Genomic DNA, 12,465 nt, shown 5'->3' with positions numbered 1-12,465 from the left:
GAAGTTGTTTTATAGAAATCGGTTTCGGGTTGGCATGCTTGAAAGTGCATGTATTGCTTGGGAGTAAAATGATGTCTACATTACAAAAAATAGCGAAAATTACACAAGCGGTTTTAGATCAGGTCACAGGCGCAGATTTACCGACGTTGTATTATCATCCACATGGAGAAATCCGTCGGGTATTGGATTATTTACCACAGCTCAAAGAAAAATACCGTCCAACACCGTGGCTGTCCAATACACATGCGCATCTTTTATATTTTGATTTAATTAAAAAGAAAACCATTCGTCAGCAGTATGATCGGGTTGATCAACTCACTATGCAAGATGGCGGTATCACCGCAGTTGCTTGGGTGGGTTATGACTTACCTGCAGATACTCCCACAATTGTTTTAATGCATACCATTACAGGTTCTTTGGAAAGTATGCGTGAGTTGGTGCGCGATTTACATCAGCAGACACAGTGGCGTATTGCCTTATGTTTACGTCGTGGGCATGGCAATTTACCTATGCCTGTACCACAAATGAATCTGTTTGGTTCGACGCATGATTTGCGTGAACAAATAGTGTTTATTCAGCAACAATTTCCACAATCTGAATTATATGCTGTTGGTTCTTCCGCAGGGACAGGATTATTGGTGCGCTATTTGGGCGAAGAAGGCGAACAAACTCCAATTAAAGCCGCGTTTGCACTGTGCCCAGGATATAACACTGAACTAGGCTTTCAGCATGTGCATCCTTTTTACAGTAAAGTGATGACCAAAAAATTATTCCAGTTTTTTATTCAGCCCCATCAGGACATTTGGCAAAACGTAAAATCTTTATCGCAAGTGTTAAGTGCGACTACATTGGCAGAGTTTGAAAAGGCGTATTTTGAATTGGCGGGTTTTGAAGATTATGACAGCTACACACAAGCCATTAACCCAATTTATGTGTTTGAGAATGTCAAAATTCCGCTTATGGTTTTAAATGCAGAAGATGACCCAGTGTGCCACATCAAAAACTTTGACCCTTATAAAGAAACCATACGGAAAATGCCAAATATTATGGTAGTGACGACCCGTAAAGGCAGTCATTGTGGTTTTTATGAAGGTGTCGGTTTTACTAAATCTTGGGCATCGCGTTTAATTTCTAATTATTTTAAAGTGCAATCGCAGTTGCTGCAGGCAAGTTAAAGTGAAGCGCACAAACCTATGTAGAAATAGGTAGCTGTATTGCAAATGTATTCACGAGTTATCTCAGCGAAGACTCATCCAAATGAATAAAAAACCCAGTACACAATGACTGGGTTTTTTAACGTCAATTCAAATCTAAGATAAGAACTTACACCTTAAAACTGACTTTAACTTAAAGCTTAGTTTTAAGTGAGCACTTAGTTCTCAAGTGCTGGGGTTGCAGCAGCAATCGCAGCGGCAACAGCATCATCTTCAGATTGAGCACCTGTGTTATTGCTTGGACGTGCTTGAGTTGGTTTATCTTCTGCTACAGGAGCTGCCGCTTTCGGCGCAGGCGCAGGTGCAGCAGCAGGTTGTGCAGGTGTTTCACGACGGATTTCAGTTGTGGTGTTCACTGTTTCAGTGCGCTCCACTTCTACCTGTGCAGGCGCTTCTGGTTCAGCATCTTGAATGTTTTCAACAGGTTCTAGTGGTTCAAATTGAGCAGTTTCAGTAGTTTGTTCAGTTTGAACCTCTACTTGTTCTTGCTCATCTTGCTTTGGCTGTTCTTTTTTTACACATGCAGTTAATAACAACGCCGTTGCAATTGCACCACAAATTAAAAGTTTCTTATTCATAATTGCACAAAATAAAAGATCGGATAGACGGACGTATTATAGCAATAAAATGACAGATGAAAATCCTCTCAAGAAGTTCTAATTTTTTATAGGAAATGCTGATAGAATAACCAATTGTTTATTGTTCTATGAATTGATGCGGAATGACTTTGCTTTATTGGTGCAGAGTAAAGTAAAATTGCGCAACATTGCAGGCCGATTTAGGCTCGATTGTACGAGAAACCCAATGACCCATTTTATTTTCGTGACTGGTGGTGTAGTTTCATCACTAGGTAAAGGTATTTCAGCTGCTTCAGTTGCTGCACTTTTAGAAGCCCGTGGTTTAAAAGTAACCATGGTCAAAATGGATCCATACATTAATGTCGATCCAGGGACAATGAGTCCTTTCCAACATGGTGAAGTTTTTGTCACAGAGGATGGTGCCGAAACTGACTTAGATTTGGGTTATTACGAACGTTTCTTGCGTCGTGCGAAAATGACCAAGTTAAATAACTTTACATCTGGTCGCGTGTATCAAGACGTTCTAAACAAAGAGCGCCGTGGTGATTACTTGGGCGGTACTGTTCAGGTGATTCCACACATTACCGATAATATTAAAGAACGTGTACTTCGCGCTGGCGAAGGCTACGATGTCGCAATCGTAGAAATTGGCGGTACAGTAGGCGACATTGAATCTCTCCCATTCATGGAATCTGTACGTCAATTGATGGTGGAATTAGGGCATAAGCGTACTATGCTCATGCACTTAACTTTATTGCCATATATCAAATCTGCGGCAGAGTTAAAAACCAAGCCAACTCAACACTCAGTTAAAGAATTGTTATCTATCGGTATTCAGCCAGATATTCTCATCTGCCGTACTGAACATGATGTTGATGCTGACACTACCCGTAAAATTGCGTTATTTACCAACGTAGAAGCACGTGCGGTTGTGGTATGTAAAGATGCCAAAACCATCTACCAAATTCCGCGTACATTCTATGAACAAGACGTTGATGATTTAATTTGTGAGCGTTTTGGCTTCAATGATCTTCCAGAAGCAGATTTATCTGATTGGGATAACGTAGTTGATGCATTATTGAACCCTGAATACAGCGTTCGTGTGGCGATGGTGGGTAAATATGTTGAACTGCCAGATGCCTATAAATCTGTAAACGAAGCATTATTGCATGCGGGTATTCAAAACCGCGTCAAAGTTGAAATTGACTATGTCAATGCAGAAGACCTTGAAAGCCAAGACGTTAATACTGTACTTAAAGATGCCGATGCAATTTTAGTTCCGGGCGGCTTTGGTGAGCGCGGTACCGAAGGTAAAATGCAAGCCATCAAATATGCACGTGAAAACGGTGTCCCATTCTTGGGAATCTGTTTGGGTATGCAATTGGCTGTGATTGAATATGCACGTAATGTGGCAGGTATTGCCGATGCAAGTTCAACAGAGTTTAACCGTTCGACTAAGTCGCCACTTATTGGTTTGATTACTGAATGGTTAGATGAGCGCGGCGAAGTTCAACAGCGTTCTGTCGATTCTGACTTGGGCGGCACTATGCGTTTAGGTGCACAAAAATCTGAATTGGTTGAAGGTACCAAAACTCGTGAAGTGTATGGTTCTGCAGAAATTGTAGAGCGCCATCGCCATCGCTATGAAATGAATAACCGTTATATTCCTGTGCTTGAAGAAGCAGGTCTTAAAATTTCGGGTTATTCACCAATTCAGCACTTGGTTGAAACTGTTGAAATTCCGCAACATCCTTGGTTTATTGCGGTACAATTCCACCCAGAATTTACCAGCTCGCCACGTGATGGACATCCATTGTTTGCTGGCTTTATCGGTGCGGCAAAACAACAGCATCAAAAAACCAAATAAGATGGCTTTAGGGATAAACTAGGAAGTTGAAATGTCACAATTAAAACCACAAGAAATTGTACGTTTGGGTGATATACAAATGGCGAATCATTTGCCATTTGTATTGTTTGGCGGCATGAATGTACTTGAGTCTAAAGACCTTGCATTTGAAATTGCTGAAACTTATGTGGATATTTGCACACGCTTAAATATCCCGTATGTATTCAAAGCCAGTTTTGACAAAGCCAACCGTTCTAGCCTGAACTCATTTCGTGGTCCCGGTTTAGAAAAAGGTATTGAATGGCTGGCTGACATTAAAAAGCATTTTAATGTGCCAATTATTACCGATGTGCATGAGCCGTATCAGGCTGCGCCTGTGGCAGAAGTGGCAGATATTATTCAGCTTCCTGCGTTTTTAAGTCGCCAAACCGATTTGGTTGAAGCGATGGCAAAAACTCAAGCCATTATCAACATCAAAAAAGCACAATTCCTTGCGCCGCACGAAATGCGTCATATTTTGCATAAGTGTTTAGAAGCAGGGAATGACAAATTGATTCTTTGTGAGCGTGGTTCAGCATTTGGTTACAACAACTTGGTTGTCGATATGCTGGGCTTTGACATCATGAAAGAAATGAATGTACCTGTGTTCTTTGATGTAACCCATGCTTTGCAAACTCCGGGTGGTCGTGCAGATTCGGCAGGTGGTCGTCGTGCACAAATTACCACCTTGGCACGTGCAGGTATGGCAACTGGCTTGGCAGGTTTATTCCTAGAAGCACATCCTGAACCAGAGCAGGCAAAGTGTGATGGCCCATGTGCATTGCGTCTATCACAACTTGAGCCGTTCTTGGCACAGCTTAAAGAATTGGATACCTTGGTAAAAGGTTTCCAAAAGCTAGATACACACTAAATTAGATCCATATTAAATTATAGACTCATTGATGCCTAAAGCATCACGTTATTAATCAACTGAGGAATTGTTCATGAGCCAAATCGTTGACATTCGTGCACGTGAAATTTTGGACTCTCGTGGTAACCCAACCATCGAAGCAGACGTAATCTTAGCATCTGGCGTAGTTGGCCGTGCATGTGCACCATCAGGTGCTTCAACTGGTTCTCGTGAAGCTCTAGAACTTCGTGATGGCGATAAAGCACGTTACTTGGGTAAAGGCGTTAAAACTGCGGTAAATAACGTCAATACTTTAATTCGTGATGCTTTACTTGGTAAGTCTGTGTTTGAACAAAAAGACATCGACAACACCATGATTGCGCTTGATGGTACTGAAAACAAAGAAAAATTAGGTGCTAACGCAACTTTAGCCGTGTCTTTGGCTGCTGCGCGCGCTGCTGCTGATGAAAAGAAAATTCCTCTTTTCCAATACATCGCAGACCTTCGTAACAACAGCATTTTAACCATGCCTGTACCAATGATGAACATCTTAAATGGTGGTTCACACGCAGACAACAACGTTGATATTCAAGAGTTCATGATTGAGCCAGTGGGCTTTACTTCATTCTCTGAAGCATTACGTGCTGGTGCAGAAATTTTCCACTCATTAAAATCTGTATTGAATCAAAAAGGTTTAAACACAGCAGTGGGTGATGAAGGTGGTTTTGCGCCAAACTTACGTTCTAACGAAGAAGCAATCACAGTTATTCTTGAAGCTATTGAGAAGACTGGCTACAAAGCGGGTTCTGACATCATGTTGGCGCTTGACTGTGCATCTTCAGAATTCTACAAAAATGGTCAGTACATTCTTGCAGGTGAAGGCAACAAAGCATTCACAAGCAACCAATTCTCTGACTATTTAGCTGGTCTTGTAAATCAATATCCAATTATCTCAATTGAAGATGGTTTAGATGAGTCTGATTGGGAAGGTTGGTCTTACCTCACTTCGATCTTAGGTGACAAGATTCAATTGGTCGGTGATGACTTGTTCGTTACTAACCCGAAAATCTTACAACGCGGTATCGATGAAAAAGTAGGTAACTCAATCCTGATCAAGTACAACCAAATTGGTACTTTGACTGAAACGCTTGATGCAATTTACCTTGCGAAAGCCAATGGTTACACAACTGTTATTTCACACCGTTCAGGTGAAACTGAAGATTCTACAATTGCAGATCTTGCAGTAGGTACAGCAGCAGGTCAAATCAAGACTGGTTCACTGTGCCGTTCTGACCGTGTAGCAAAATATAACCAATTACTTCGTATTGAAGAATTGACGAATGCTGCATATCGCGGTAAAGCTGAGTTCAAAGGTTTGAACTAAGCGAAATTAGTAGATGTCATTATTAAATGTATTTGACTCCAAAGCGAGTAAAGCATTGTTGGGCCTTGCGATCTTTTTGATCGCAGGGTTTCAATATTTACACTGGTTTGGTGAAGGTGGTTATCGTGACCATGCTGCACTGACAGAAAAAATCCAACAACAAATAGAATTAAATACAGAGCTGAAGGAGCGCAATCGTGTACTTGCAGCAGAAGTTTATGATTTAAAAAATGGGGTAGAAGCCATTGAAGAGCATGCCCGTTTAGATTTAGGCTTAATTAAGCCACATGAAACCTTTGTGCAAATGAGCACCATCAGCACACAATATAAACCAATTTATATTCAACCAAATTCCACAGTAGATTTACGCACCAATGAATCACAACAACCTGCAGCAGCAACCGCCCCGACACCCTAAACTTTGGGCGGTTATTCCCGCAGCGGGTTCTGGTAGTCGTTTTTCTAGAACTGAACTTAAACAATATCAGTATATTCAAGATCAAACAGTCTTAGCGCACAGCATCGCACGTTTAAATCACTTGCCTTTAGCGGGTTATGTTTTGGCGATTGGTCAAGCAGATGATGTGGCGCAAAACCTAAACTTGGCAGAAAAAGAAAAAGCACATTTTTGCGTAGGTGGTGCAGAGCGAGTGGATTCAGTCTTGAATGCACTGCATTATTTATCTGAAATCGCCCATGTAGATGACTGGGTTTTGGTGCATGATGCAGCGCGTCCTTGTGTGACAGCTGCTTGCCTTGAACAGTTGTATCAGACTGCACTGGCAACAGATCAAAGTGCAATTTTGGCTATTCCAGTGCGTGATACTTTAAAAAAGGTAAGCCAAGGCACAAAAATTGAAACCACGGTAAGCCGTGACCAACTTTGGCAAGCGCAAACTCCGCAAATTGCTAAACTTGATGTGCTTAAAACAGCCATTGAATCTGCATTAAAACAGCAATTGACGATTACCGATGAGGCCAGTGCTTTAGAAGCAGCAGGGCAAATTGTAAATGTTGTGCACGGTCGTTCGGATAATATTAAAATCACCTATCCCGATGATTTAGAGCTGGCACGTTTAATTTTAGCCTCACAACAACATGGATGATAAAAATCTAGTGTAATTAACACCGCGTTAAACTTGAATCTTCAACGATTAAGCTTTAATGATTCACTCTGTGCCGCTTTGCTTCTATAATTGTCCATCCTGTCTATTTTAAATACCTTTGAGTCGCATGAATCCATCGCAGCAGTATCGTTTTTTACGTCACTCATTACGTGATGGTAGAAGCATTAAAAATGATTCCTCACGCTGGACTAAATTACATTTAGATCCATGGTTGCTGTGTTTTCTGATTTTAAATGCGATTCTGGGTTTAATGGTGGTATATAGTGCCACCGCGCAAGATATGGGGATGGTGCTGCGTCAAGCAACCAGTTTTGGCATTGGTTTTATCGCCATGATTATTTTGGCGCAAATTCCGCCTAAGGTATATCAAGCTGCCAGTCCATATTTTTATATCTTTGCAGTCATCATGCTGGCTTTGGTTTTGGTCATTGGTGAAACCCGTATGGGGGCAAAACGCTGGATCAGCTTGCCGGGTATTGGCAGTATGCAACCCAGTGAATTTATGAAATTTGCCATGCCATTGATGATGGCGTGGTATTTTTCGCGTCGTGCTTTCCCGCCTAAATTGATCCATATCATTGTCGCTTTAGTGATTATGATGATTCCTTTTGTCTTGGTGGCATTGCAACCCGATTTAAACATTGGTTTGATTATTCCTGGTGTCTTTGCGCTATTTTTAAGTGGCATGTCATGGCGATTAATCTTAGGAGGAATCACTGCATTGGCGCTCGCAGCACCATTGCTTTGGATGTTCTTTTTGCAGGAGTACCAAAAGAAAAGGGTACTAACCTTATTTGACCCAGAGTCGGATGCCTTGGGGGCAGGCTGGAATATTATTCAATCTAAAATTGCCATTGGTTCAGGCGGCTTTACAGGTAAAGGTTATTTAGAAGGAACGCAATCACATTTGGGTTATCTGCCTGAACATCATACTGACTTTATTATGTCGACCTATGCCGAAGAATTTGGTTTTATTGGCGTATTTTTACTGTTCAGTTTGTTTGCTGCCATTATTTTACGTTGTTTGATGATTGGGATGAATTGTTTCCATAATTTTGGACGTTTGTATGCAGGCACGGTTGGTCTGACTTTCTTTTTCTTTGTATTTCTAAACTCAGGGATGGTGAGTGGTATTTTACCTGTAACGGGTGACCCATTGCCGCTGATGAGTTATGGTGGAACGGCTGTTATTTCCATGTTGGCGAGTATGGGGATTGTGATGTCTATCCATACTCATCGTTAATACAGAATCCATCTGAAAGATGATATAGGTGAGTTTTGCTATTATCATCTTTTTCTCTTTTTGTGGTTTTAAAAAGCCTAAGCAATTAGGATAAACACAAAACAATCCTTATAATATCCAGTAAATTTACTTTATTTATTAAGCAATAATTTAAAAAGAACAGCATAACAGTAACACAGAGCACCCCATGACCCATTTAATTTTTATTGCACTTTTCCCTTTGATTGCCTTAATTGCAATGGGTTATCTGCTTAAGCAATCACGTATGTTGGATGAGCCATTTTGGAAGGGTGCAGAAAAGTTAAATTACTATATTTTGTTTCCTAGCATGTTGTTATTAAACCTCGCTACAGCAAACATTGAAGCGAAATCAATCGCACAGATTTTGTTTGTGGTGGGTATCGTGGTCACATTGGCAAGTTCTCTGTTGTACGCTTTACGGCATTATTTTAAGACACCTGCGGCACGCTTTGGGGTGTATATGCAAAGCATGGTGCGCTTCAATACTTATATTGGTTTAGCATTAGTCGTAGCTTTGTTTCAAGCACAGGGCATGGCACTGTTTGCAATTATTCTGGTATTTTGCATTCCATTGGTCAATGTGCTATCGGTACTTGCTTTGAGTGATACCAAGACTTTGCAGCCACAGCAAATTTTATATGCACTGATGAAAAACCCACTGATTTTAGGCTGTATAGTCGGTGGTTTGTTTAACATATCAGGGCTGAGTTTGTGGATCGGCGCAGAGCATTTTATTCGGCAGATTGCTTTATGTAGTTTACCATTAGGGCTGATGTGTGTAGGGGCAGCACTACAGTTTAATGGTTTACAGCGAGACTTAATGCCTTTGGGATTAAATGTCGTTGGTCGCTTGCTCTTTATGCCTGCTTTGGCATGGCTTGTTTGTTGGGGTTTGAAACTACCAGTTTTAGAAACACAAATACTGGTCTTGTTTTTTGCTTTACCGACAGCATCTGCCGCTTATGTTCTAACACAGGCTTTAGGTGGCGATAGTCGTTTAATGGCTTCAATTATTAGCTTGCAAACCGTATTCGCCGCATTAACTTTGCCAATTGTGTTGTGGTTGCTCATTTAATCTGTCTAATACAATCTATTGTTCAGCATTAATCGTATAAACGATAGATGCCCGCAAAGCGTTCACAACCTTTTTGTTTGGTTTGAATTTTTAAGATTGCTTTAGAATAATTAAACTCATAACTGCAATCGTGCTCATTGTCGATGATTTTGTTTTTTTGATCAGGTGTTGTATAAGCTAAAAAGGCAATACTTTGGCTTTCAAGGCGGTTATTTGGATTGCGATAAGCAATACCTTCAATTTTAATGCTGTTTTTATTGAGTTGATGAATTTGTAAATGTACGGGTTGTGCAGCAAATTGACCATTTTCATATTTTAAATAATGTTGAGTCATGCTTTGATTCATTGAAGTGAAAAAATTCAGTTGATCAATTCTAAAATCAAATTGCTGAGTATAACAATTTAAGCTTTTGCATTGCTGTAAGCGTTGGATCCACAATTGCTGAGTATCTTCTAACAAGCGAATAGGCGCATCACTCATCAAATAAGCTGTTAAATGTTGATCACTTAATTTTTCACGCAATTCTGAGAAATTTTCTGTGCACACCTGCGCCAACTTTTTATTGGGTGTAGATCTACAATCAATCCCTTGTGCATAAGAGAAAGATGAATATAAACAGCCAAATAACAGCAGTGTACTTAAGTTTTTGATAAGATGAATCTCAGATTTCAACAGCATGATCGCTTATACTTTCACTATGTTGCGCTAGGTCTAATATAGCGAAATCGAAAGTATGAATACAAGATTTCAATGATTTATTTCTACAGGAGTTGAACATGGTTGCACAGATTCGTATTGGACAAGGATTAGATGTTCATGCCTTTGAAGCGGGAGATTTTGTGACGCTTGCAGGTGTTCAAATTCCTCATACACAAGGTTTAAAAGCACACTCAGATGGTGATGTAGTGCTGCATGCACTATGCGATGCATTATTAGGTGCTTTGGCGCTGGGGGATATTGGGCAGCATTTTCCAGATACCGATCCAAATTATAAAGGTGCAGATAGTCGGGTATTGCTTAAACAGGTTTATCAACTCATTTTAGACCGTGGCTATAAACTGAATAACGCCGATATTACTGTGGCGTGCGAACGTCCTAAACTTGCACCGCATACGCTAGAAATGCGCCAAAGTGTCGCTGATGTATTGGATGTAGAGGTCACACAAATCAGTATCAAAGCGACAACCACTGAAAAATTAGGTTTTACTGGGCGTCAGGAAGGTATTTTAGCAACAGCGATTGTATTGATTTCTCATACAAAATAATCGCGTTAGAATTTTATCTATACAATCTGCTGAATTAAGAAAGTTCAGCAGATTCTAAAGCTTGTTGTAAATCTTGCGTGGCTTTACGACCTTGTAATTGCAAAGAAACGGCGTGAATTAAGCCTGTCCAAGTTTCATTGGGTTTCCAGATATCATGTAAAAAGTCTTGAGCCGTTGCAATATCCACATCCATAAAATATTGACGATACAAATACATTAAACTACTGACGTGGTTGTTATTGCTGCAATGTACCCACACCATTTGGCTTTCTAATAAATGATTGACCAAATCGAGCAATAATAAACATTGATCAGAGGATGGTGTTTCCCATGAAATTGGCAGTTGAATATAGTTTAGTCCAACATCCAGACAAATTTTGTCTTCATGGGGAAGGGCGTGTTCCGCATCACTTTCAGCCAAATTAATGACAGTGCCAATACCATATTCTTTAATTTGTTTTAATTCTTCAGCCGTAGGCTGACCTGAAGAAAACAAACGCTCATGAATGAACTGGAAATTTTTAATTTGGCTAAGTTGGGTTTCAATGTCATTCATGCGCGCAGAATTTCCTATGCTACAAATAGAAACGCCATCATGAAGATGGCGTTTTTAAATCTTAACGATTCACTAAAACGTCTTTTAATGCTTCATGCATTTCAAGCAATGCTTTTTCAGTGGTATCCCAGTCGATACAACCGTCAGTCACAGACTTACCATACTCTAAATCGCATAAGTTTTCAGGAATATCTTGACGACCACCTTTCAGGTGACTTTCGACCATAATCCCAACAATAGACTTATTGCCATCTAAAATTTGCTCAGTGATATTTTTTAATACCAATGGCTGTAAGAATGGGTCTTTGTTTGAGTTAGCATGGCTGGTGTCAATCATGATTTTGGTGCTGACTTTGGCTTTGTTTAATGCATTTTCAGCATCTGCAACAGAGCCTGCATCGTAGTTAGGCTTGCCATTACCACCACGTAAAACCACGTGTGCATACGGGTTGCCGCTAGTACGAATTACTGAAACCTGACCTTGATCATTAAGACCCAAGAAGCTGTGACCGTGTTTTACCGACTGCATGGCATTGGTAGCAACTGTTAAGCCGCCATCTGTACCATTTTTAAAGCCGACTGGAGAAGAAAGACCAGATGACATTTCACGGTGCGTTTGGCTTTCTGTAGTGCGTGCACCAATTGCAGACCAAGAAATTAAATCTTGATAATACTGCGGAGAGTTTGGATCAAGTGCTTCAGTCGCACATGGCAAACCTTTTTCATTTAACTCAAGTAAAAGTTTACGACCAAGACGCAAGCCTTTTTCAATGTTAAAAGAGTCATTCATGTCTGGATCGTTAATTAAGCCTTTCCAGCCCACTGTAGTACGTGGTTTTTCAAAATAAACACGCATCACAATATAAAGAGAATCTTTTACTTTTTCGCTTAATACTTTTAAACGATCTGCATATTCATGTGCAGCAGCAGGGTCATGAATAGAACATGGACCAATCACCACAAATAGACGCTTGTCTTTACCATCTAAAATATTGCGGATTGTTTCACGACCACGAAGAACGGTTTGATAAGCATTTTCAGTCAAAGGTAACTCAGTTTTTAATTCTGCAGGAGTCACGAGTGGCTGAATACTTTCAATATTCACGTCATCGATGTCTGATTGTGTAAGAGGATTAGACTGTAAAGTATTCATTGCCGTCACTGGTTTGATCATACAAAAGATTGTTTAATAGTCTGAATATAACATGAATTTCACTGTATTTTGTTATAAAAAGATGAATACTTCTTTAAAAAATAAGTGATGAA

At 40.2% G+C, this 12,465-nt stretch carries 13 protein-coding genes; 9 read left to right on the top strand and 4 right to left on the bottom strand.

Annotation, left to right across the window (positions count from 1 at the left end):
* The first annotated feature begins 68 nt into the window (after positions 1 to 68).
* The gene (locus FTV28_RS04120) at positions 69 to 1,175 is read left to right on the top strand and encodes a YheT family hydrolase (RefSeq protein WP_026438425.1); all 1,107 of its coding nucleotides are present in this window, start codon (positions 69 to 71) and stop codon (positions 1,173 to 1,175) included.
* 197 nt (positions 1,176 to 1,372) lie between these two features.
* On the opposite strand, the gene FTV28_RS04115 is transcribed toward FTV28_RS04120, so the two are convergent.
* Positions 1,373 to 1,792 (bottom strand): internalin, encoded by a 420-nt coding sequence (locus FTV28_RS04115; protein ID WP_096900861.1) that lies wholly within the window; start codon positions 1,790 to 1,792, stop codon positions 1,373 to 1,375.
* 226 nt (positions 1,793 to 2,018) lie between these two features.
* On the opposite strand from FTV28_RS04115, the gene FTV28_RS04110 reads away from it, so the two are divergent.
* The 7 genes from FTV28_RS04110 to FTV28_RS04080 all read left to right on the top strand — a co-directional run bounded on the left by FTV28_RS04110 (position 2,019) and on the right by FTV28_RS04080 (position 9,377).
* Positions 2,019 to 3,659, top strand: coding sequence for a CTP synthase (locus tag FTV28_RS04110; protein ID WP_004973343.1), 1,641 nt, complete (start codon positions 2,019 to 2,021; stop codon positions 3,657 to 3,659).
* 31 nt (positions 3,660 to 3,690) lie between these two features.
* Positions 3,691 to 4,548 (top strand): 3-deoxy-8-phosphooctulonate synthase, encoded by an 858-nt coding sequence (gene kdsA, locus FTV28_RS04105; protein ID WP_004973345.1) that lies wholly within the window; start codon positions 3,691 to 3,693, stop codon positions 4,546 to 4,548.
* A gap of 73 nt (positions 4,549 to 4,621) precedes the next feature.
* Positions 4,622 to 5,911, top strand: a complete 1,290-nt coding sequence (eno, locus tag FTV28_RS04100; RefSeq protein ID WP_004973347.1) for a phosphopyruvate hydratase — start codon at positions 4,622 to 4,624, stop codon at positions 5,909 to 5,911.
* Between the two features lie 13 nt (positions 5,912 to 5,924).
* Positions 5,925 to 6,329, top strand: coding sequence for a septum formation initiator family protein (locus tag FTV28_RS04095; RefSeq protein WP_167846043.1), 405 nt, complete (start codon positions 5,925 to 5,927; stop codon positions 6,327 to 6,329).
* Positions 6,286 to 7,017 (top strand): 2-C-methyl-D-erythritol 4-phosphate cytidylyltransferase, encoded by a 732-nt coding sequence (gene ispD, locus FTV28_RS04090; RefSeq protein ID WP_167846042.1) that lies wholly within the window; start codon positions 6,286 to 6,288, stop codon positions 7,015 to 7,017. The genes FTV28_RS04095 and ispD overlap by 44 nt, the downstream gene beginning before the upstream one ends.
* 127 nt (positions 7,018 to 7,144) lie before the next feature.
* Positions 7,145 to 8,281 (top strand): rod shape-determining protein RodA, encoded by a 1,137-nt coding sequence (rodA, locus tag FTV28_RS04085; RefSeq protein WP_179988624.1) that lies wholly within the window; start codon positions 7,145 to 7,147, stop codon positions 8,279 to 8,281.
* Between the two features lie 187 nt (positions 8,282 to 8,468).
* Positions 8,469 to 9,377, top strand: coding sequence for an AEC family transporter (locus FTV28_RS04080; protein WP_179989500.1), 909 nt, complete (start codon positions 8,469 to 8,471; stop codon positions 9,375 to 9,377).
* A 28-nt stretch (positions 9,378 to 9,405) separates the two neighbouring features.
* On the opposite strand, the gene FTV28_RS04075 is transcribed toward FTV28_RS04080, so the two are convergent.
* On the bottom strand, positions 9,406 to 10,056 hold the full coding sequence (locus tag FTV28_RS04075) for a hypothetical protein (protein WP_004973366.1): 651 nt from the start codon (positions 10,054 to 10,056) through the stop codon (positions 9,406 to 9,408).
* Between the two features lie 98 nt (positions 10,057 to 10,154).
* Between FTV28_RS04075 and ispF the strand changes: the two genes are divergently transcribed.
* The gene (gene ispF / locus FTV28_RS04070; RefSeq protein ID WP_004973369.1) at positions 10,155 to 10,643 is read left to right on the top strand and encodes a 2-C-methyl-D-erythritol 2,4-cyclodiphosphate synthase; all 489 of its coding nucleotides are present in this window, start codon (positions 10,155 to 10,157) and stop codon (positions 10,641 to 10,643) included.
* 34 nt (positions 10,644 to 10,677) lie between these two features.
* Here ispF and FTV28_RS04065 read toward each other — a convergent pair whose 3' ends face one another.
* A complete protein-coding gene (locus FTV28_RS04065) occupies positions 10,678 to 11,199 on the bottom strand; it encodes a protein tyrosine phosphatase family protein (protein WP_004973370.1) in 522 nt (173 codons plus the stop codon).
* A 61-nt stretch (positions 11,200 to 11,260) separates the two neighbouring features.
* Positions 11,261 to 12,352 (bottom strand): 3-deoxy-7-phosphoheptulonate synthase, encoded by a 1,092-nt coding sequence (locus tag FTV28_RS04060; RefSeq protein ID WP_042068745.1) that lies wholly within the window; start codon positions 12,350 to 12,352, stop codon positions 11,261 to 11,263.
* Positions 12,353 to 12,465: the final 113 nt, after the last annotated feature.

Source organism: Acinetobacter sp. YH12252, assembly GCF_013417365.1.
GTDB lineage: Bacteria > Pseudomonadota > Gammaproteobacteria > Pseudomonadales > Moraxellaceae > Acinetobacter > Acinetobacter towneri.
The sequence above is the reverse complement of the archived record's forward strand: the minus strand, read 5'-3'. Positions and strand labels throughout refer to the sequence as shown.

Bases quoted from the DNA above. Each gene is read 5' to 3' on its own strand.
- FTV28_RS04115 (WP_096900861.1), bottom strand. From the start codon at position 1,792: ATGAATAAGAAACTTTTAATTTGTGGTGCAATTGCAACGGCGTTGTTA.
- kdsA (WP_004973345.1), top strand. From the start codon at position 3,691: ATGTCACAATTAAAACCACAAGAAATTGTACGTTTGGGTGATATACAA.
- FTV28_RS04075 (WP_004973366.1), bottom strand. From the start codon at position 10,056: ATGCTGTTGAAATCTGAGATTCATCTTATCAAAAACTTAAGTACACTG.
- FTV28_RS04110 (WP_004973343.1), top strand. From the start codon at position 2,019: ATGACCCATTTTATTTTCGTGACTGGTGGTGTAGTTTCATCACTAGGT.
- rodA (WP_179988624.1), top strand. From the start codon at position 7,145: ATGAATCCATCGCAGCAGTATCGTTTTTTACGTCACTCATTACGTGAT.
- ispF (WP_004973369.1), top strand. From the start codon at position 10,155: ATGGTTGCACAGATTCGTATTGGACAAGGATTAGATGTTCATGCCTTT.
- FTV28_RS04060 (WP_042068745.1), bottom strand. From the start codon at position 12,352: ATGAATACTTTACAGTCTAATCCTCTTACACAATCAGACATCGATGAC.
- ispD (WP_167846042.1), top strand. From the start codon at position 6,286: ATGAATCACAACAACCTGCAGCAGCAACCGCCCCGACACCCTAAACTT.
- eno (WP_004973347.1), top strand. From the start codon at position 4,622: ATGAGCCAAATCGTTGACATTCGTGCACGTGAAATTTTGGACTCTCGT.
- FTV28_RS04120 (WP_026438425.1), top strand. From the start codon at position 69: ATGATGTCTACATTACAAAAAATAGCGAAAATTACACAAGCGGTTTTA.
- FTV28_RS04095 (WP_167846043.1), top strand. From the start codon at position 5,925: ATGTCATTATTAAATGTATTTGACTCCAAAGCGAGTAAAGCATTGTTG.
- FTV28_RS04065 (WP_004973370.1), bottom strand. From the start codon at position 11,199: ATGAATGACATTGAAACCCAACTTAGCCAAATTAAAAATTTCCAGTTC.
- FTV28_RS04080 (WP_179989500.1), top strand. From the start codon at position 8,469: ATGACCCATTTAATTTTTATTGCACTTTTCCCTTTGATTGCCTTAATT.